The following is a 17,538-nucleotide window of genomic DNA, read 5'->3' as shown; positions in this document are numbered from 1 at the left end:
GGGTCAGCCCTCTCCCGTCGACATGCGTCGCGGAATTGCCTCGAGATGAATGCTGCGGAGCTCGGTCGTGCCCCAGTGCCATGCCACCGCGTCGCGCGTGACGTTGAGCTGACCACGTTCGGCCCCGACTAGCCCGAGGTAATGCACCGGGATCCCGAGGCCGTGTCCCAACTGCTGCAATTCCGCCACGTGCGACGGATCACAGGAGACCAGCGCCCTGCCGCCCTCCTCGCCAAAGAGCCATCCCGCGTCCGACACAGCGTCCGCGTGTCGACCGAGATCAATGTCAGCGCCGAAGGTGGTGGTAGCCCAGGGGCCACCGATGCAGCACTCGGCCAGCGCGACCGCGAGCCCGCCATCGGAAAGATCGTGGGCTGAACGGAGCAGGCGTCGGCTGGCTGCCGCGATCAGGGTCTCCTGCAACCCGCGTTCGGCCTTCAGATCAACCGGAGGTGGTGCCCCGACAACGGCGTCGAGGACTTCGGCCCAGTACGACGAACCGCCGAGGTGGCCCGTCGTGTGACCGAGCAGCAGGATGGCATCGCCAGCCTGCGAAAAGTGGCTCGGCACTGCAGTCGTGATGTCATCGAGAACGCCGACCATGCCGATGGTCGGCGTCGGATCGATCGCGCTCGTCGGATTCTGATTGTACAGCGAGACGTTGCCGCCGGTCACCGGCGTATTGAAGGCGCGGCAAGCATCGGAAATGCCGCGACACGCTTCGGTGAACTGGAAGAAGATCTCGGGCACCTGGGGATTGCCGAAGTTGAGGCAATCAGTAATACCGAGCGGTCGGGCACCGGTGCAGGCGATGTTGCGTGCCGCTTCGGCGACCGCTGCCTTGCCACCCTCGTATGGGTCGAGGAAGACATAGCGGGCATTGCAGTCGACCGTCATGGCGAGGCCGAAGTTGGTGTCGGCGACGCGGAGCACTCCGGCGTCACCGCCCGGAATGACTGCGCTGCCGGCGCGCACGGTGCTGTCGAATTGCTCGAAGACCCAGCGCTTGCTCGCGATGGTTGGTGCGTCGAGCAGCAGCTTCAGTGCAGCCACAGGATCGGGCGCGGTCTTGGAAGGGAGGGCTGCGCGTCGTGCCACGGCGGCCGGGGCCTCGATGGCGGCTGGCGCATACATCGGGCAGCCGTCCACGAGCTCCTGTCCCGGAATGGCAGCCACGGTCCGCCCATCGTGAATGATGCGGAAGAGCCCGTCGTCAGTCACCCGCCCGACCGGAGTCGCATCGAGCTCCCACCGCTGGCAGACCGCCTGGATCTCGGCAATGCGGTGCGGTTCGGCGACCACGAGCATTCGTTCCTGCGACTCCGACAGCATGATCTCGTACGGCGTCATCCCGGCCTCGCGCGTCGGCACCTTGCTGGTGTCGAGCTCGACGCCGACGCCGCCGCGTGCCGCCATTTCCGCCGATGAGGATGTCAGCCCGGCCGCGCCCATATCCTGAATCGCCACGATGTAGTTGCCGGTGATCAACTCCAGCGAGGCCTCGAGCAACAGCTTCTCGGTGAACGGATCACCCACCTGCACCTGCGGCCGTCGCTTCTCGCTCTCCGCCGTGAGATCCTCTGATGCGAACGAGGCACCGTGAATACCATCACGTCCGGTCTTGGCGCCGACCGCCAGGAGGATGTTGCCGACACCCTCGGCCTTTGCCGTGATCAGGTCCGTCTCACGCAGGAGCCCGACCGCCATGGCATTGACCAGCGGGTTGCCGCTGTACCCGGGGGCGAAACAGACTTCGCCTCCGAGGGTGGGTACGCCAACACAATTGCCATAGTCTCCGACGCCTTTGACAATGCCGGCGAAGAGGTAGCGATTGCGGGCGTCGTCCAGAGGCCCGAGTCGCAGGGAATTCAGCAGCGCGACGGGGCGGGCGCCCATCGTGAAGACATCGCGCAGGATGCCGCCGACGCCTGTCGCGGCGCCCTGGTATGGCTCAACCGCGCTCGGGTGATTGTGCGACTCGATCTTGAATGCCACGGCCCACCCTTCGGGGAGCCGCAGCACGCCGGCGTTCTCGCCGGGGCCCTGCACGACCTGCGGTCCGTCGACCGGGAACTTTCGCAGGACCGGTTTGGTGTGCTTGTAGGAACAGTGCTCCGACCAGAGCGCCGAGAAGATGCCAAGCTCCGTGAGCGTGGGTGTACGACCGAGCAGCTTCAGGACGGCACTGTACTCGATCTCGTTGATCTTGTGCTCGCGTACCACTGCATCGGTGACTTCGCGTTCGCCGGGGAACGCTTCGGCGGCAATGACAGCGGTCACGCGGCAGCTCCGACGGCGAGCCGACCGACGAGTGACGTGAAGAACCGGTGACCGGCATCGGATCCGAGGGTGCTCTCCGCGAGGCGCTCCGGGTGTGGCATGAAGCCGACCACCGTCCCGGCGGCATTGCAGATACCGGCGATGTCGCGGGCCGAGCCATTGGGATTATGCGGGGCATCGCTCCCAGGTACGCTGACATACCGTAGCATCACCCGGCCGTCGGCTTCGAGTTGCTGCAGTGTCGTCTCGTCTGCGGCATAGCGACCTTCCCCGTGGGCAATCGGGATCCGGATCACTTCGCCAGTGTGGTAGTCACCGGTGCAGACGGTATCGACGCGTTCGATGCGGACGTCGACAGGTCGCGCCGCAAATCGCTGCTGGGCATTCCGCAGCAGCGCCCCAGGCAGGAGATGGGCCTCGCAGAGCACCTGGAACCCATTGCAGATGCCGATCACCGCGCCGCCGGCCGCGGCGTGAGCCTGGATGGCCTGCATGATCGGGGCGAATCGCGCGATCGCGCCGGAGCGGAGATAGTCGCCGTAGGAGAAGCCACCCGGCAGGATCACCGCATCGGCGCCTCCGAGCGACGTCTCGCGGTAGTCGAGCAAGACCGATGTACCCCCGGCGCGCACTACGGCGGCCAGGGATTCGGTCTCGCAGTTGCTGCCCGGAAAGCGGACCACGGCGACACGGCTCATCGCGCTTCCACCTCGATCACGAAGTCCTCGGTGACCGGATTGGCGAGGAGTTGTTCGCACATCCGGCGAACCAGCGCCTCGGCCGCGGCCGGGCTGTCGGCTGCCACGCTCAGTTCGATGGCCTTGCCGATCCGCACATCAGTGACACCCGAGAAGCCGAGGACACCAAGCGCATGCTCGACGGCCTGACCCTGCGGATCGAGGAGCCCGCTACGGGGAATGACTCGGACGTGGACACGCTGGTTCATTCGTTCTCCTGACGGCGCGCGGCGCGGCCGTGACGGACAAGCGTTATCGGCGGCTGGTCACCGCCATCCCGGAGATCGCCCCGGTCGGACAGCCCGCGGAAGAAGGCGCGGAGCAGACCGAAGAGCAGGTAGGTCAGTCCGAGCGGAAAGAGGAAGTAGGCGGGAACCGTCAGCCCGCAGACAAGGATGACCAGATAGATGGCGAGGCCGGCGAGCTTCTGCGGCGAGCCGAAGCCCGCTGCCGGCCAGCGCGGATACTTCACATTGCTGACCATCAGCACTCCGAGCGCCACCATCAGGAAGGCGAGGCCGAAGTTCTGCATGTTCAGGTATGCCAGCGACTGGCTGTACCAGGTGGTCTGCGAGAAGGAGAAATACGCTGCGAGCGTCATACCGGCGGCGGGCGAGGGAAGACCGGTGAACCACGAACCGGTCTTGCCACCCTGGGCGGCAACCACGTTGAAGCGTGCGAGGCGGATCGCTGCCGCCATGACGTAGAGGTAGCAGAGCACCCATCCGAAGCGGCCCGCGTTGCTGAACTCGAGGAAATACATCAGCAGTGCCGGAGCAACACCGAACGAAATCACATCCACCAGCGAGTCGAGCTCGGCGCCGAATCGCGAGCCGGTGTTCGACAGGCGGGCCACACGGCCGTCGAGCGTGTCGAGGACCCCGGCGAAGATGATGAACCACCCGGCCCAGAGAAAGTTGCCGTGGTTGGCGGCGACAATCGACCAGAAGCCGAAGAAGAGATTCCCGAGCGTGAAGGCACTCGGCACGACGATCACGACGCGGCGCATGCCGTGACGCGGAGCGGGTCCTTCGCTGTTCATGTCCATTCGGCAATCACCGTGACCCCGGCCTGGGTCACGTCTCCTTCCTTGACGAGGATGCTGGTGCCTGCAGGGACGAATACGTCCACGCGCGAACCGAAGCGGATCAGGCCGAGGCGGTCGCCCTGGCGCACAACGGCACCTTCGGCATGATCCGTGATGATCCGGCGCGCAATCAGGCCGGCGATCTGCCGGGCAAGCACGCGTCCGCGTGGGGTGGTAATGCCAACGTCGCTCTGCTCGTTCTCGAGCGCGGCCTTCTCGTCGGCCGCATTGAAGAACTTGCCCGGTCGATAACGGCGAAATGTGATGGTGCCGTTGCTCGGGTAGCGGTTGACGTGCACGTTGAAGACGTTCATGAAAATGGAGACGCGCGTCGCGGCGCCGCCGATCACATCCGGCTCATCGATCGGGATGATCGACACGACCTTGCCGTCGGCCGGGGCGATCACGTACTGATCGCCACGTGGCCCGCTGCGCTCAGGGTCGCGGAAGAAGGCGACCACCCAGATCGCGATCGGCAGCCAGAGCGCCGTGGCAGTCCACCAGCCGAACGCGGCGAACCCGATCGCCAGCAGCCAGGCCACGGCGATGAACGGACGTCCTTCCGGCGCGACTCGCATCATGCGTCCTCCGGCAATTCATTGCCGACGATGCGGCGGTAGGCTTCCCGGTAGCGGGCGCTGGTCGCATCGACCACACTCGCTGGCAGCGTCGGCGGAGGGGCATCCCCATTCCAGCGGCCCGCCGTGCGCTCCCCTGCGAGCCAGTCACGCAGCGGCTGCTTGTCAAAACTCGGTTGTGTACGCCCGGGCTGATAACCGTCCATCGGCCAGAAGCGCGACGAATCGGGGGTCAGCACTTCGTCGATCAGAATCGGGCGGCCCGCAGCTGTCAGCCCGAACTCGAACTTGGTGTCGGCGATGACGAGTCCGCGTTCGCGGGCCTCATTCCTTCCGGCGGCGTACAACGCGAGCGAGACATCGCGCAGGCCGTCAGCGAGATCGGCGCCGAGCGCAGTGCGCATCTGCTCGAATGCGATGTTCTCGTCGTGGCCGCTCTCTGCCTTCGTCGCCGGCGAAAAGAGCGGCGGCTCGAGCGGTGATGATTCCAGCAATCCCGGTGGGAGCGACTCACCGGCAAGCGTGCCGCGTTGGCGATACTCCGCCCACGCCGAGCCGGCGAGATATCCGCGAACGACGCACTCGTATGACACGGGGGCGGTACGCCGCACCAGCATCGCACGCCCGGCCATCTGGTCGCGGAACGGCTCCAGCGATGGCACTTCGACCAGGATGGCGTTCGTGCTCGCCGTGAGGAAGTGCGAGTCAGTGACGCTGCTCAGGCGCTGGAACCAGAACGCGGAAAGTTGCGTCAGCACCCGTCCCTTGTCGGGTACGGCCTCGGCCATGACCACGTCGAAGGCGCTCACGCGATCACTCGCCACGAGCAGCAGGCGCTCGGCATCGACTTCGTAGACTTCGCGAACCTTCCCCTTCCGCCAGAGCGGCAACGGCAGGGTGCTGGTCGTGAGCGGGATGGTGCTCATACGCGCAGCTCCGAAGGACCGGTGGCTGTCGCCATCGGAGCGGCCCGGATCACGAGCGGATCGAGAAATTCGTCGAGGAATTCGCCGACCTGCTCCCGTGATCGCCCGGTGTACCGCGTCGGATCGAGCTGGGCGGCGAGGGCCGTCCGGTCGATCCCGGCGAACGCGGCATCGGTCGAGAGTCGATCCATCAGGTCGTTGGGCTGCCCGGCCGCGACGGCCTCGTGCACGGCGAGTGAGTGGCGGCGCACAACTTCGTGCAGGGCCTGACGGTCGCCTCCGGCCTGAACGCCGAGCATCAGCCACCGCTCCGTGGCCATGAACGGCATCTGTTCGTCGACGTGACGCATAATCGCGGGTTCCCGAACTTCAAGGCCGCCAGCAATGTTGGCGACCAGCAGCAGGATCGCATCGACGGCGAGGAAAGCCTCCGGGAGCGTCAGTCGGCGATTCGCCGAATCGTCGAGTGTCCGTTCGAGCCATTGTGCGGCGGCGGTGTGCGCTCCGTTGGCCTGCAACGCGATCACGTGGCGCGCGAGCGCGTTGATCCGCTCGGCGCGCATCGGGTTGCGCTTGTATGCCATGGCGCTCGAGCCGATCTGCTCACTCTCGAAGGGTTCGAGCAACTCCCCTTCGTGCTGAAGCAACCGCATGTCGTTCGCGAACTTGGCGGCCGACTGGGCGATGCCGCTGAGCACGTCGAGCACCTGTGCGTCAGCCTTTCGCGGGTAGGTCTGGCCAGTCACCGGAAAGACTGCGTCGGTACCGAGCTTGCTCGCGATCCGCCGCTCGAGTTCACGCACCTTGGCGTGATCTCCGGCGAAGAGATCCAGGAAGGACGCCTGCGTGCCCGTGGTGCCCTTGCAGCCCCGAAGTCGGAGCGCCTCGAGCCGGTGCACCACGGCTTCGATGTCGAGCGCGAAATCCTGCATCCACAGCGTCGCACGCTTGCCGACCGTCGTGAGCTGCGCCGGCTGGAAATGCGTGTACGCGAGGCAGGGAAGCGCCGCGTGCGCCACCGCAAAGCCACGGAGCTTGCCGACGACTTCCACGAGATGTCCGAGGATGAGGGCGAGGCCGTCGCGCATCACCAGAACATCGGCGTTGTCGGTCACGAAGGCGGATGTCGCGCCCAGGTGGAGGTACGGGCGGGCGGCGGGGGCCTGTTCCCCGAACGCGTGGACGTGGGCCATCACGTCGTGGCGGAAACGCTTCTCGAACGCGGCCGCGGCGGTGAGATCGGCATCGTCGAGGTGCGCGCGCATCGCAACGAGGGCCGCGTCCGGAATCTCGAGTCCCAGTTCGCGCTCGGACTCCGCCAGGGCCAGCCAGACGCGACGCCACTGTCCGATACGATGCGCTTCACCCCAGAGCTGCTGCATCGCCACCGATGCATAGCGGCTCCCCAGCGGCGACTGCCAGCGATCGCCGCTCAATTGAGTTGCAACCGGAGATTGCCGCGCATGCCACCACGCTCGATGTTCAGGATGAACGCACTGCCGGGGCGGATCGCCTGCAACGCGCGACCGATTTCTTCGGCCGAACGGAGTGTCGTGCCGTTGATGCCGATGATGACATCGCCCTCGGTGAGTCCGGTTTGTTCGGTGACGTCGCGGGGGACCCGGAATACGAGCGCGCCGGCGGTGCTCTGGATCCGCCGTTCCGCCTGGATGGCCGGGGTCACGGTGATCAGGTCGAGGTTCTGCAGCACGCGGACTTTCTGCGCGGTGACCGACGGCAGATCACCCGTGATGATCCGGTGCGAGAAACTCGCGCCGCGGCTCTTGCCGACCACGACGACCGAATCGCCGACATGCAGGTCGAGCTGCACGGCATCCCAGTCGAGGTAATTGCGGAGTCGCTTGCCATTCGCCTCGGTGAGCACATCGCCGCTGCGGATCCCTGCGCGAGCGGCGGGGCCACCTGCGGCAACATCGCCGACCGGGACGCCGCCGTTCTGCTTCCAGTCGCTGGTCCCGGCCACGGGATTGACGGTGAGTCCGACCCACGCGCGTCGCACCGCGCCATTGCGGATGATCTCGTCGGCGACGCGCACGACGCGTTCGATCGGAATGGCGAAGCCGAGGCCGACCGAGCCGCCATTCTCGGAGAAGATCGAGGAGTTGACACCGATCACTTCGCCCAGGCCATTGGTCAGCGGCCCTCCGGAATTGCCCGGATTGATTGCCGCGTCGGTCTGGATCATGTCGAGATAGGAACCCGACTGGTTTCCGGTCGGGAGAATGTTGCGGCCGGTGGCGCTGATCACGCCAGCAGTCACCGTCGGTTCCGAGTTGCCGAGCAGGAATGAGTACGGATTGCCGAGCGCGATCGCCCATTCGCCGATCATGAGGTCGCGCGAACGGCCGACCGTCACGACGGGCAGTCCCTTGCGTTCGACCTTGATGACGGCGATGTCGGTCAGGGGATCCTCGCCGAGCAGGCGACCCTCGACATCGGTGCCGTCCGCCAGCGTCACGGTGATCTGCTGCGCGTTGGCGACGACGTGCTGATTGGTGATGATGATGCCATCGGCACGCAGGATGAAGCCGGTGCCGAAGCTTTGCGGCGTGCCTTGCGGCTGCTGCATGAACATCTGCTCGTAGACGCTCGGCCGCGGCTGTGGCAGCGTGACGCGCACCGAGACAACGGCCGGTGCGACCCGGGCGCTGGCATCGACGATCGCCGTGCGCCGCGACGCATCGATGGTGCGGCCGTTGCTGGCTGCGGGAGGCTGTTGCGCCGATGCACCGCGCTCGCCACCGCAGGCGGCCGCACAGATTGTCGCGAACAGCACGGCAATACGACGCGTTACCATGAGGCGCGCTCCGAAAGAAAGATCGAATCGGGGTAGGTGGCTTCGACAAAGCGCAGCCCGGCCGCAGGGGCTGGCGCGCTCGTTTCAGTGTTGTGCGGCAGCGTCAGCAGGCGCGCCATGTCACTCTCCGGTCGTCGTCCGAGGCCGATGTCCACCATCGTTCCGACGAGCATCCGCACCATGTGGTGCAGGAAGCGGTCGGCGGCGATCGTGAAACGGAGCCGCGCAACATCGAGCGGCGTCCAGCACGCCTCCAGGACTCGACAGCGATAGTGCGGCTTCGGTTCGCCCACGATGGCGAAGGCACGGAAGTCGTGCTCTCCGGGCAACAGAGCGGCGCTGCGCATCATCGCTTCAGCATCGAGCGTCCGCCCGACTGCCCATTCAGTCCGGCTGCGGAACGGCGATCGGCTGGTGCCGTCGGTTCCGATGTCGAAGCGGTAGCGTCGACTCAGTGCGGCACGCCGCGCGTCGGTGCCCGGCACCACTTCGCGGATCTCGCGAACGGCAACATCTCGCGGCAGCACCGAATTCGCCGCGCGCAGCAACTCCGTTGGCGCCCACCGCGCCGGCATCGTCGCACTCACCGGCATCGCCAGCGCGTGGACTCCGGCATCCGTTCGACCGGCGCCGATCACTCTCGTGGGGCGCCCGGCGAGTCGTCCCAGAGCCTGCTCCACGACCGCCTGCACCGAGCGGCCCTCGGCCTGGCGTTGCCAGCCGCAGAAGCCGGTCCCGTCGAACTCCAGAACGAGCAGAAAAGTGCGCTCCATCGAGCCTCGGAAAGTAGCCCGATCGGGGAGGGGCGGCAACCCGCGTAAACCGTTGTGAATATTGACAAAAGGACAGCGAGGCCGATACGCTTGCCCACGCCGATGACCCACCCAGAGCCCCCACCTCCGACCGCGCTTCGCCAGGCGCTCATTCGCCTCGCGGCAGGCGAGACACTGAGCGAATCCGAAGCCGAAGCTGCTTTCACCGAGATCATGTCGGGGGCCGCCGGCCCTGCCAGTGTGGGGGCCGCGCTCATGGCGATGCGCACCCGTGGCGAGACGCCGGCGGAGATCGCCGGTGCAGTCCGGGCGCTCCGTCTTGCGATGCGCTCTGTGCCGGGTGCCAACCCCGACCTGCTCGTCGATACCTGCGGGACCGGCGGCGGTCGGACCACAACACTGAACCTCTCTACTGCCGCCGCATTTGTGGCCGCCGCTGCGGGCGTCAGGGTAGCCAAGCACGGGAACCGCTCGTTCACGTCGCGTTCGGGGTCGGCCGACGTGCTGGAGGCCCTCGGCCTTTCGCTGGAACTCACTCCCGGGCAGGCAGCGGATGTGCTGGAGCAGACCGGCCTCGTCTTCCTGTTCGCCCCGGCATATCACCCCGCGATGCGTCACGTGGCACCTGTTCGTCGCGAACTCGGGGTGCCGACGCTGATGAACCTGATCGGCCCGCTGGCCAACCCGGCCGGTGCTACCCGGCAGGTGGTAGGCGTCGCCGACGCAGCACGTGCCCCCGTGATCGCCGAGGCGCTGGCCCGGCTCGGCGCATCGCATGCGCTGGTGGTCCACGCCGATATCGGGATGGATGAGATTTCCCCGGTGGGGCTGACGAGCGTGTGGGAGATCCGAAACGGCACGGTCACCCCGTGGCGCCTGGATCCTGCAGAATTCGGTCTTGGTAGCGAGACGCTTGCGGGACTCGAGGGTGGCGAGCCCGCGGACAATGCCGAGCGCATTGAGTCACTCTTGCGAGGACCCGCGCAGGCGATGCCCGCGCTGGTCGCCGCCGTGGTGCACAACGCGGCGGCTGCGGTGTACGTGTCGGGGCAGGGGCTGGACTGGGAGGCATCCGTGTTGGCGGCGCGGCGCGCACTGACGAGCGGTGCGGCCGCGGATCGGCTGGAGCGGCTTCGCGAGCTGGCCGGGCGCTAGAACTTCCGGATCACCCCGACGACGACGCCCTGAATCAGCACGTCGCGCTCCTGGTAGCGGAGCGGGCGCATCACCGGGTTGGCTGGCTGCAGGCGAATCCATCCGCCCGGCTCGCGATAGAACCGCTTGACCGTTGCCTCACTGCCGTTGACCAGCGCAATCACCATTTCGCCGTTGTCGGCGGTTTCGCGGCCGTTGACGACAACCAGATCACCGTCGAGGATCTGCTCGTCGATCATGGATTCGCCGCGAACCCGCAGGGCGTAGTTCGGACCGCGGCGTGGGAGCATGCTGTCGGGAACCGGCACGACTTCGCCACTCATCAGTGATTCGATCGGGTAGCCGGCGGCGACGGATCCGAGCAGGGGAATCTCGGTCGCGCCCGCGCTGCCGCGTGGAGGGAGGACTTCGATCGCCCGGCTCTCATTGTATCCGCGGCGGATATAGCCCTTCTTCTCCAGATTGCTCAGGTGCTCGTGCACGGTGGCGAGCGACTGGTAGCCGAACTGCTCGGCGATCTCTTCGAAACTCGGCGCAAAGCCGTTCCGGGCGATGGCCGATTCGAGATAGTCGAGAATCTCGCGCTGCTTCCTGGTCAGTGGCACGACGGCCTCCAAGGCGATGGCGAAGAGAACCCGAAGCAGAAGCTACCCGAACGGAAACCGAAGAGCAAGATGCCCGTACTCGATGCCATCCTCGCCGCCACCAGGGATACCCTCCCTGACCTCCGTCGCAGGGGGGCGGAACTTGAACGGGCGGCACTCGCCCGGTCCGTCCCGGCCGACTTCGAAGCCGCCCTGCGGCGCGAAACGGTCACCCTCATTGCCGAGGTCAAGCGACGCTCCCCCTCCGCCGGAGCCATCAACGAGGGACTGAATCCCGTCGAGCTTGCCGAGGCCTATGCGCGGGGTGGTGCGGCTGCGGTGTCGGTACTCACTGACGGTCCCTTCTTCGGAGGCGCCCTGGCCGATCTCGAATCCGTGGCAGGCGCGGTCTCCGTGCCATTGCTCCGGAAGGACTTCATCCTCGACGAAGTCCAGCTGCTCGAGGCGCGCGCTGCCGGAGCCTCGGCGGCCCTGCTGATAGTTCGGGCCCTGGACCAGGCCCAACTTGGCCGGCTGGTCCATTTCGCCGGAGAACTTGGCCTCGCCACGCTCGTGGAGACCCACAACGCGGCCGAAATTTCGGCAGCCCTCGCGGCGGGGGCCAGGATCATCGGAGTCAATTCGCGCGACCTCGACAACTTTTCGATCGATCGCGAAGCGGCGTGGCGACTGCTTGAACAGGTGCCAGCCGAACTGGTCGCGGTTGCCGAGAGCGGTATGGCGACCGTCGCAGATGTCGAATCGGCTGCCGCAGCAGGCGCGGACGCCGTATTGATCGGATCGGCGCTTGCCGCCGCTGGTGAGCCGGAAACCGCCGCCCGCGGGGTGAGCAGAGTGAGTCGACGTGGTCGTTGACGCGAAGATTTGCGGGCTCACCCGGCCTGCTGACGCCGAACTCGCTGCTCGACAGGGCGCCTGGCGACTCGGCGTGATTTTCGCCGGGGGACCGCGCGAGGTAACTGCCTCGCAGGCGCGTGAAATTGTCGCCGCGGCTGGTGCTGTTCCGGTGCTCGGTGTCTTTGCCGACCGGGAATTCGAGGCGATCCTCGATATTGTCGCCGAGGCCGGACTGGCCGGTGTCCAGCTGCACGGCGCCTCTGACCCGGCTGTTGCGGCACGATTCCGGGCCACGGGCCTCGAGGTGTGGCGGGTCGCAGCGGTCGAGACCGAGGCAGGGCTGGCCGCTCTCCTTGCCGAGCGAGCGGCTGCCGCCGATGCCTTATTGGTGGAACCCCGTCATCCCGATGGACTGGGAGGGAAGGGAATCGCCCTGCCGATGTCGCTGGCCATCGCGGCCCGACGGGCCGCGCCGGGGGCTCGCTTTGTTCTCGCAGGTGGACTGGCGCCCGAGAACGTTGCCGAGGCGATCCGGCTCGTCGGCCCCGACGCTGTCGATGTAAGTTCCGGGGTAGAATCCGCGCCGGGCCGCAAGGATGCCGAGCGGCTCATTCGCTTCCTGGAGATGGTCCGTGACGCTCGCACTTCCTCCTGAGACCACGGTCGAGGGTCGCTTCGGCCCGTACGGGGGTCGCTACGTCCCCGAGACGCTCGTGGCCGCACTCGACGACCTCACGGCGCTGTACGATCAGGCCCGGAGTGAGCCGGCGTTCTGGGAGGAGTACCACACCCTGCTGCGCGACATTGTCGGCAGGCCGTCCCGGCTCTCGGAAGCGCCGCGGTTCAGCGCCCTCGTCGGCGCCCGGGTGTTGCTCAAGCGCGAAGATCTCAACCACACCGGCGCCCACAAGATCAACAACACGATCGGTCAGGCGTTACTGGCACGTCGCATGGGGAAGCGTCGCATCATCGCCGAAACCGGCGCTGGCCAGCACGGTGTAGCGACTGCGACCATCTGTGCGCGTTTCGGACTCGAATGTGTCGTCTACATGGGCGAGGAGGATGTCGCGCGGCAGGCACTCAACGTCTACCGGATGCAGCTCCTCGGCGCGTCGGTGGTGCCGGTCACCTCGGGAACGCGTACGCTCAAGGATGCCACCAACGAAGCGCTGCGCGACTGGGTCACCAACGTGCCGACGACGCATTACATCATCGGCTCGGTGGTCGGGCCCGATCCCTTTCCGCGAATGGTGCGGGACTTCCAATCCGTGATTGGCCGGGAATCGCGTGAGCAGCTGCTTGCGCTCACCGGTCGCCTTCCCAGGACGGTTGTCGCCTGTGTCGGCGGCGGGTCGAACGCGATGGGTATGTTCGCGGGCTTCCTCGAGGATGCCGATGTGCAGCTCGTCGGCGTCGAGGCGGCGGGCGAAGGCGTGGCCAGCGGTCATCACAGCGCGACGCTCACCGCCGGATCGCCTGGCGTGCTCCATGGGTCGCTGTCGTATCTGCTCCAGGACGCCGACGGACAGGTCTCGCCCGCTCATTCGGTGTCGGCCGGGCTGGATTACCCCGGCGTTGGTCCGGAACACAGCTGGCTGCACGACAGTGGCCGGGTGGAGTACGCCGCGATTGGCGACACCGCCGCCCTCGACGCGTTCCAGCAGTTCTGTCGACTCGAGGGAATCATCCCGGCGCTCGAGACCGCACACGCGATCGCCTGGATCGAAGCAGTGCGCGGTCGCTGGACGCCGGATGAACTCGTGCTCCTCTGCCTCAGCGGGCGCGGCGACAAGGACGTGGCGCACGTCGCGGCGCTTCTCCACGGGAAGCCGTGACCGTCGCACCGCACGCAGGCCCCACGGACGCGGACCTCCGCGCGATCGAGGAACTGCTTCGGGTCCTCGTGAAGAGTCAGCGTGCGCTGCAGATGTACCTCCCCAACAATCCGATGTACTCCCGCGCGCTCGAGCAGGTGGCCGGTGCCTTCGCCCCGGTGTGGGGCATTACCGGGCGGCTGGTGCTCGAAATCCAGGAAGGGGAGATCACCTGGGAAGGGGTGAACGTCTATCGTCAGGGCACGCGCAACGAAGGACTCGCCTGGCAGCTCTACAAGGACGGTCTGCGTCGACTCACACTCCTTCCCGGAGTCGAGAGCGAAGAGATCGTTCGCTTCCTCGATGTCGTCAATCGCTCCCGATTGCTGGCCGCCGACGCCGGCGATGACCTGCTGACCCTCCTCTGGGAGCAGGACTTCGTGCTAGTGTCGTACGCCTTCATCGAAGTGCTCGGCGAAGGGATCGAGTTTCTCCAGGAAAGCGATGCGCGGGAGCGTCAGCCCGAACCGGACCAGGCGCAACACGAGGTCGTCGCGGCCAAGGAAGCGCCCGCCGGGAGTCCGCCCGGGGTGGTGGATCCCGCCGACTTCGATTCGACGCCGTTCTTCCTCGAAGAGGCCGAGATCCGCCTGATCCAGAGCGATCTCGACGACGAATACCGCCGCGACATCCGTCAGGCAGCGATCGATGCGCTGCTCGATATTCTCGAAGCGCAGCGCGAACCCGAGGTGCGTCGCGAAGTCGTGGCCCTGCTCGAGGACATCCTGCCGGCGCAACTCTCGACCGGCGGATTTCGCGCGGTCGCTCGTATCCTGCGCGAACTGCGCGTCATTGCGGTGCGGGCGCCAGGTCTCGACCAGCAACTGCACGATGCGCTGCTCAGCTTCGAGGATCGGCTTTCGCAGCCCGACATCCTTGAACAGGTCTTCGTGGCGCTCGAGGATTCTCGGACGAGGCCCAGTGATGAGGATGTCGGCGAGGTGCTGCGCGAACTCAAGCCAGTCGCGCTGCCGTTGGTGCTGGCGCATCTGGGGCGCACGCTGGACGCCAGTGTCCGACGCGCCCTCGAACCCAGCGTGGAGCAGCTCGCGCGCGCGCAGCCGTCTGCGCTTGCCGCCCTCCTTGACCAGGGCCCGTCTGATGTGATTGAACCCGCCATCGCGCTGGCATCGCGCTTGGGGCTCAGTCAGCTGGTGCCGTCGATTGTCGGGCACCTCAAGGATGGCTCCCCGGCGATTCGCCTTGCATCGGTCCGCGCGCTGGGAGAATTTGCCACGCCCACCTCGGTCAACGCCGTCGAGACCGCACTGGATGACGAGGAGCGCGCCGTGCGCCAGGCGGCGCTCGCCGTGCTTGTGTCGCGTGGTGGATCCGGTGGGGCGGTGCGCCGCATCGAAGCGATGCTGTTCGATGGCAAGGATTACGGCTGGGAGCGTAGCGAACGGCGCACGGTGTACGAAGCCTACGGTCAGCTCGCCGGTGAGGTTGCGATCCCGAAGTTGCAGGAACTGCTCGAGCCGCGCGGGATCTTTCGACGGAAGACGCCGCCCGAAGTCAGGGCCTGCGCCATCTTTGCGCTCGCGAAGGTCCGGACGTTCGAAGCGCGCCTGATGGTGGACCGCTTCACGTCCGACAAGGAAGCAGTCGTGCGCAGCGCGGCCAACGCCGCCCTGCGGGACTGGCTCGCGTGACGACCCCCGTGCGGGACGACGCCCTCCTCCGCCAGTCGGGGCGCGCGCTACTCGTCGCGATTCACAGCGCGCAGCGTGCGCTCAAGCTGTATCCGCTTGAGAACGCTGCCGTGCAGCGATCGCTTGATGAACTGTACGTCACGGCGATGTCGGTCCTGCAGCTCGAGGGCTTCATCGAGGTCCGGCTCACCGGCGATTTCATCTTCATCAACCAGACGCGGCTGCGCCTCGGCCTCGACAACTTTGCGGCCTTCAGCGGTTTCGTCGGATTGATGCGCAGCTGCGGAGTGGGGCTGCTTCGTGTCGATGACGGGGTGACGCGCCGCGAGTGGCAGGCGTGGCTGAATGCACTCGGTGCCTTGCCTGCTGATGCGGAACCCGACGAACGGCTCGAAATCCTGCGCCAGCGGATGCAGCAGGCCGATATCGTGCGGCTCTCGGTGGATGCCGTCGGAGAACAGGCCGACGACGCCACGGAGGGTGACGAGGCGCTCGAGCGAGCGAAGCGCACGTACGCCCAGGGAGTCTCGGTCGCCCGTGATGTAGTCCAGGGGGTCCGCATGGGCCGGGCGCCGAGCACCCGGCGGTTGAAGCGCGCGATCCAGCTGATCGTCGACCAGGTCATGGAGAACGAGCTCTCGATCACCGGCCTGACGACGCTCCGTGAATACGATGAGTACACCTTCACGCATTCGGTGAACGTCACGATCTTTGCCGTCACGCTCGGCAAGCGCCTCGGTCTCGAACGGATGCAGCTCTATGATCTCGGACTTGCCGCACTGCTGCACGACATCGGCAAGGCGCGCCTAGACATCAAGCTGCTGAACAAGGCCGGCTCGCTCGATGACTCCGAATGGCAGCGGATGCAGGCGCATCCCTGGCTCGGCACCCTGACACTCTTCAAGATGCGCGAGGGTGAGGAGTTGCCGTATCGCGCCATTCTGGCCGCGCACGAACACCATATGAAGGTGGATGTCAGCGGCTACCCTCGGGCCATTCGCCCCCGTCGGCTCGGGCTCTTCACGCGGCTGGTCGCGGTGGCCGACGGATACGACGCTGCCACCACGCGCCGCGCCTATCAGAATGAGCCACTCGAACCCGACGCCGTCCTGCGGGAGATGTGGCTCAACCCGGGGCGCGGCTACGACCCGACGCTGGTCAAGGCGCTCATCAACCTGCTGGGTATCTATCCGGTGGGCACCTGCGTGATCCTCGACACGTTCGAGGTTGCGGTCGTGGCGGGACCAAGTTCCGATCCAGAACAACTTCACCGCCCCCTGGTCCGGCTGGCGGTGAGTGCGCTCGGCGCGAGGCTTCCCGCGCCGGGCGAGCTGGTCGACCTCTCGACTGTGCGGGCGGATGGCAGTTTCCCGCGCACCATTGTCAAAGTCACTTCTCCGGACCGTTATGGCCTTGTCGTCGGTGATTTCTTCGTCTGATTCGCGGCTCGACCGCACCTGGACCACATTGCGTGCTGCCGGGCGTCCGGCGCTGGTCCCCTACCTGACGGCGGGGTTCCCCACGCTCGATGATTCCCTCGAGGCGCTCCGGGTCACCGACGCGCACGCGGATGTCATCGAGGTCGGTGTGCCGTTTTCCGACCCCCTGGCGGACGGTCCCACGATTCAGGCGTCGACTTTTCGTGCGCTCGCCAACGGGATGACGCTCCCGAAGACTCTCGACCTGATCGCGCGGGCGGAACTCCGGGCGCCGGTCGTGCTGTTCTCGTACTTGAACCCGGTGCTGCAGTATGGTGTCGAGCGGTTGCTGGCGGACGCTGCCTCCGTTGGTGTTGCCGGTCTGTTGCTCACGGATCTTCCGGCCGGTGCCGATGCCGCGGTCGAAACCGCAGTGCAGCGCTCCCCACTCGACCTGATCCGCCTCGTGGCGCCGACCACGGCGCCGGAACGCGTCGCCCGCGCCGTGAGTGGTGGGCAGGGCTTCATCTACCTCGTGGCGCGGCTCGGCGTGACTGGCGCCTCGAAGGAGCTGGCGGTGGGACTCGATGAGTCCGTGGCACGGGTGCGCGCCGAAACAGCACTGCCGATCGCGGTCGGTTTCGGAATTTCGACTCCGGAACAGGCGCGGGTCGTCGGTGGAATCGCCGATGGGGTGGTTGTGGGGAGTGCGCTCGTAGATGTGCTTGGCAGTCAGGGCGTGGCGGCTGCGGGGCGCTTCCTCGGCGAACTCCGTGCCGCCATCGGGAGTCGGTAGCG

Annotated in this window: 17 protein-coding genes; 7 read left to right on the top strand and 10 right to left on the bottom strand. The window is 66.6% G+C overall.

The features are described from left to right. Positions 1-3: 3 nt before the first annotated feature. The 9 genes from purL to V4558_10615 are packed head-to-tail and all read right to left on the bottom strand — an operon-like array spanning position 4 to position 9,199. Complete coding sequence (gene purL, locus V4558_10655; protein MES2305963.1) at positions 4-2,280, bottom strand: phosphoribosylformylglycinamidine synthase subunit PurL; 2,277 nt, start codon at positions 2,278-2,280, stop codon at positions 4-6. Further along, positions 2,277-2,978 carry a phosphoribosylformylglycinamidine synthase subunit PurQ gene (purQ, locus tag V4558_10650; GenBank protein MES2305962.1) on the bottom strand — a complete coding sequence of 234 codons (702 nt, stop codon included), beginning with the start codon at positions 2,976-2,978 and terminating at the stop codon, positions 2,277-2,279. Before purQ ends, purL begins: the two co-directional genes overlap by 4 nt. Continuing rightward, positions 2,975-3,226 carry a phosphoribosylformylglycinamidine synthase subunit PurS gene (gene purS / locus V4558_10645; protein ID MES2305961.1) on the bottom strand — a complete coding sequence of 84 codons (252 nt, stop codon included), beginning with the start codon at positions 3,224-3,226 and terminating at the stop codon, positions 2,975-2,977. Before purS ends, purQ begins: the two co-directional genes overlap by 4 nt. Next, on the bottom strand, positions 3,223-4,059 hold the full coding sequence (pssA, locus tag V4558_10640; protein MES2305960.1) for a CDP-diacylglycerol--serine O-phosphatidyltransferase: 837 nt from the start codon (positions 4,057-4,059) through the stop codon (positions 3,223-3,225). The genes purS and pssA overlap by 4 nt, the downstream gene beginning before the upstream one ends. After that, positions 4,056-4,685: a phosphatidylserine decarboxylase family protein gene (locus V4558_10635; protein MES2305959.1), complete on the bottom strand. Its 630-nt coding sequence runs from the start codon at positions 4,683-4,685 to the stop codon at positions 4,056-4,058. The genes pssA and V4558_10635 overlap by 4 nt, the downstream gene beginning before the upstream one ends. Then, on the bottom strand, positions 4,682-5,608 hold the full coding sequence (locus V4558_10630; protein MES2305958.1) for a phosphoribosylaminoimidazolesuccinocarboxamide synthase: 927 nt from the start codon (positions 5,606-5,608) through the stop codon (positions 4,682-4,684). Before V4558_10630 ends, V4558_10635 begins: the two co-directional genes overlap by 4 nt. Further along, a complete protein-coding gene (gene purB / locus V4558_10625; protein ID MES2305957.1) occupies positions 5,605-7,044 on the bottom strand; it encodes an adenylosuccinate lyase in 1,440 nt (479 codons plus the stop codon). The genes V4558_10630 and purB overlap by 4 nt, the downstream gene beginning before the upstream one ends. Beyond that, positions 7,041-8,426, bottom strand: coding sequence for a trypsin-like peptidase domain-containing protein (locus V4558_10620; GenBank protein ID MES2305956.1), 1,386 nt, complete (start codon positions 8,424-8,426; stop codon positions 7,041-7,043). Before V4558_10620 ends, purB begins: the two co-directional genes overlap by 4 nt. After that, positions 8,420-9,199: a tRNA pseudouridine synthase A gene (locus V4558_10615; protein MES2305955.1), complete on the bottom strand. Its 780-nt coding sequence runs from the start codon at positions 9,197-9,199 to the stop codon at positions 8,420-8,422. Before V4558_10615 ends, V4558_10620 begins: the two co-directional genes overlap by 7 nt. A 102-nt stretch (positions 9,200-9,301) precedes the next feature. On the opposite strand from V4558_10615, the gene trpD reads away from it, so the two are divergent. Beyond that, entirely contained in the window at positions 9,302-10,354 is a 1,053-nt protein-coding gene (gene trpD / locus V4558_10610; protein MES2305954.1) for an anthranilate phosphoribosyltransferase, read from the top strand. On the opposite strand, the gene lexA is transcribed toward trpD, so the two are convergent. Next, positions 10,351-10,959: a transcriptional repressor LexA gene (gene lexA / locus V4558_10605; protein ID MES2305953.1), complete on the bottom strand. Its 609-nt coding sequence runs from the start codon at positions 10,957-10,959 to the stop codon at positions 10,351-10,353. The two genes, trpD and lexA, sit on opposite strands and share 4 nt — an antisense overlap. A 69-nt stretch (positions 10,960-11,028) precedes the next feature. On the opposite strand from lexA, the gene trpC reads away from it, so the two are divergent. Genes trpC through trpA form a run of 6 tightly spaced genes read left to right on the top strand, consistent with a single transcriptional unit; the run spans position 11,029 to position 17,536 of the window. Beyond that, positions 11,029-11,814, top strand: a complete 786-nt coding sequence (gene trpC, locus V4558_10600; protein MES2305952.1) for an indole-3-glycerol phosphate synthase TrpC — start codon at positions 11,029-11,031, stop codon at positions 11,812-11,814. Beyond that, positions 11,804-12,451 (top strand): phosphoribosylanthranilate isomerase, encoded by a 648-nt coding sequence (locus tag V4558_10595; GenBank protein MES2305951.1) that lies wholly within the window; start codon positions 11,804-11,806, stop codon positions 12,449-12,451. The genes trpC and V4558_10595 overlap by 11 nt, the downstream gene beginning before the upstream one ends. Further along, a complete protein-coding gene (gene trpB, locus V4558_10590; protein MES2305950.1) occupies positions 12,429-13,631 on the top strand; it encodes a tryptophan synthase subunit beta in 1,203 nt (400 codons plus the stop codon). Before V4558_10595 ends, trpB begins: the two co-directional genes overlap by 23 nt. After that, a complete protein-coding gene (locus V4558_10585) occupies positions 13,628-15,322 on the top strand; it encodes a HEAT repeat domain-containing protein (GenBank protein ID MES2305949.1) in 1,695 nt (564 codons plus the stop codon). The genes trpB and V4558_10585 overlap by 4 nt, the downstream gene beginning before the upstream one ends. Further along, on the top strand, positions 15,319-16,761 hold the full coding sequence (locus tag V4558_10580; GenBank protein ID MES2305948.1) for an HD domain-containing phosphohydrolase: 1,443 nt from the start codon (positions 15,319-15,321) through the stop codon (positions 16,759-16,761). The genes V4558_10585 and V4558_10580 overlap by 4 nt, the downstream gene beginning before the upstream one ends. Continuing rightward, a complete protein-coding gene (gene trpA / locus V4558_10575) occupies positions 16,745-17,536 on the top strand; it encodes a tryptophan synthase subunit alpha (protein MES2305947.1) in 792 nt (263 codons plus the stop codon). The genes V4558_10580 and trpA overlap by 17 nt, the downstream gene beginning before the upstream one ends. Positions 17,537-17,538: the final 2 nt, after the last annotated feature.

It is taken from the genome of Gemmatimonadota bacterium (assembly GCA_040388535.1).
Classification (GTDB): Bacteria; Gemmatimonadota; Gemmatimonadetes; order Gemmatimonadales; family GWC2-71-9; genus Palsa-1233.
This window is presented reverse-complemented; position numbering and strand designations above follow the sequence as displayed.

What these genes read in the sequence shown, in the direction of transcription:
- V4558_10620 (MES2305956.1), bottom strand. Translation starts at nt 8,426, where the DNA reads ATGGTAACGCGTCGTATTGCCGTGCTGTTCGCGACAATCTGTGCGGCC.
- trpC (MES2305952.1), top strand. Translation starts at nt 11,029, where the DNA reads ATGCCCGTACTCGATGCCATCCTCGCCGCCACCAGGGATACCCTCCCT.
- purS (MES2305961.1), bottom strand. Translation starts at nt 3,226, where the DNA reads ATGAACCAGCGTGTCCACGTCCGAGTCATTCCCCGTAGCGGGCTCCTC.
- V4558_10635 (MES2305959.1), bottom strand. Translation starts at nt 4,685, where the DNA reads ATGATGCGAGTCGCGCCGGAAGGACGTCCGTTCATCGCCGTGGCCTGG.
- purQ (MES2305962.1), bottom strand. Translation starts at nt 2,978, where the DNA reads ATGAGCCGTGTCGCCGTGGTCCGCTTTCCGGGCAGCAACTGCGAGACC.
- V4558_10630 (MES2305958.1), bottom strand. Translation starts at nt 5,608, where the DNA reads ATGAGCACCATCCCGCTCACGACCAGCACCCTGCCGTTGCCGCTCTGG.
- pssA (MES2305960.1), bottom strand. Translation starts at nt 4,059, where the DNA reads ATGAACAGCGAAGGACCCGCTCCGCGTCACGGCATGCGCCGCGTCGTG.
- V4558_10615 (MES2305955.1), bottom strand. Translation starts at nt 9,199, where the DNA reads ATGGAGCGCACTTTTCTGCTCGTTCTGGAGTTCGACGGGACCGGCTTC.
- trpD (MES2305954.1), top strand. Translation starts at nt 9,302, where the DNA reads ATGACCCACCCAGAGCCCCCACCTCCGACCGCGCTTCGCCAGGCGCTC.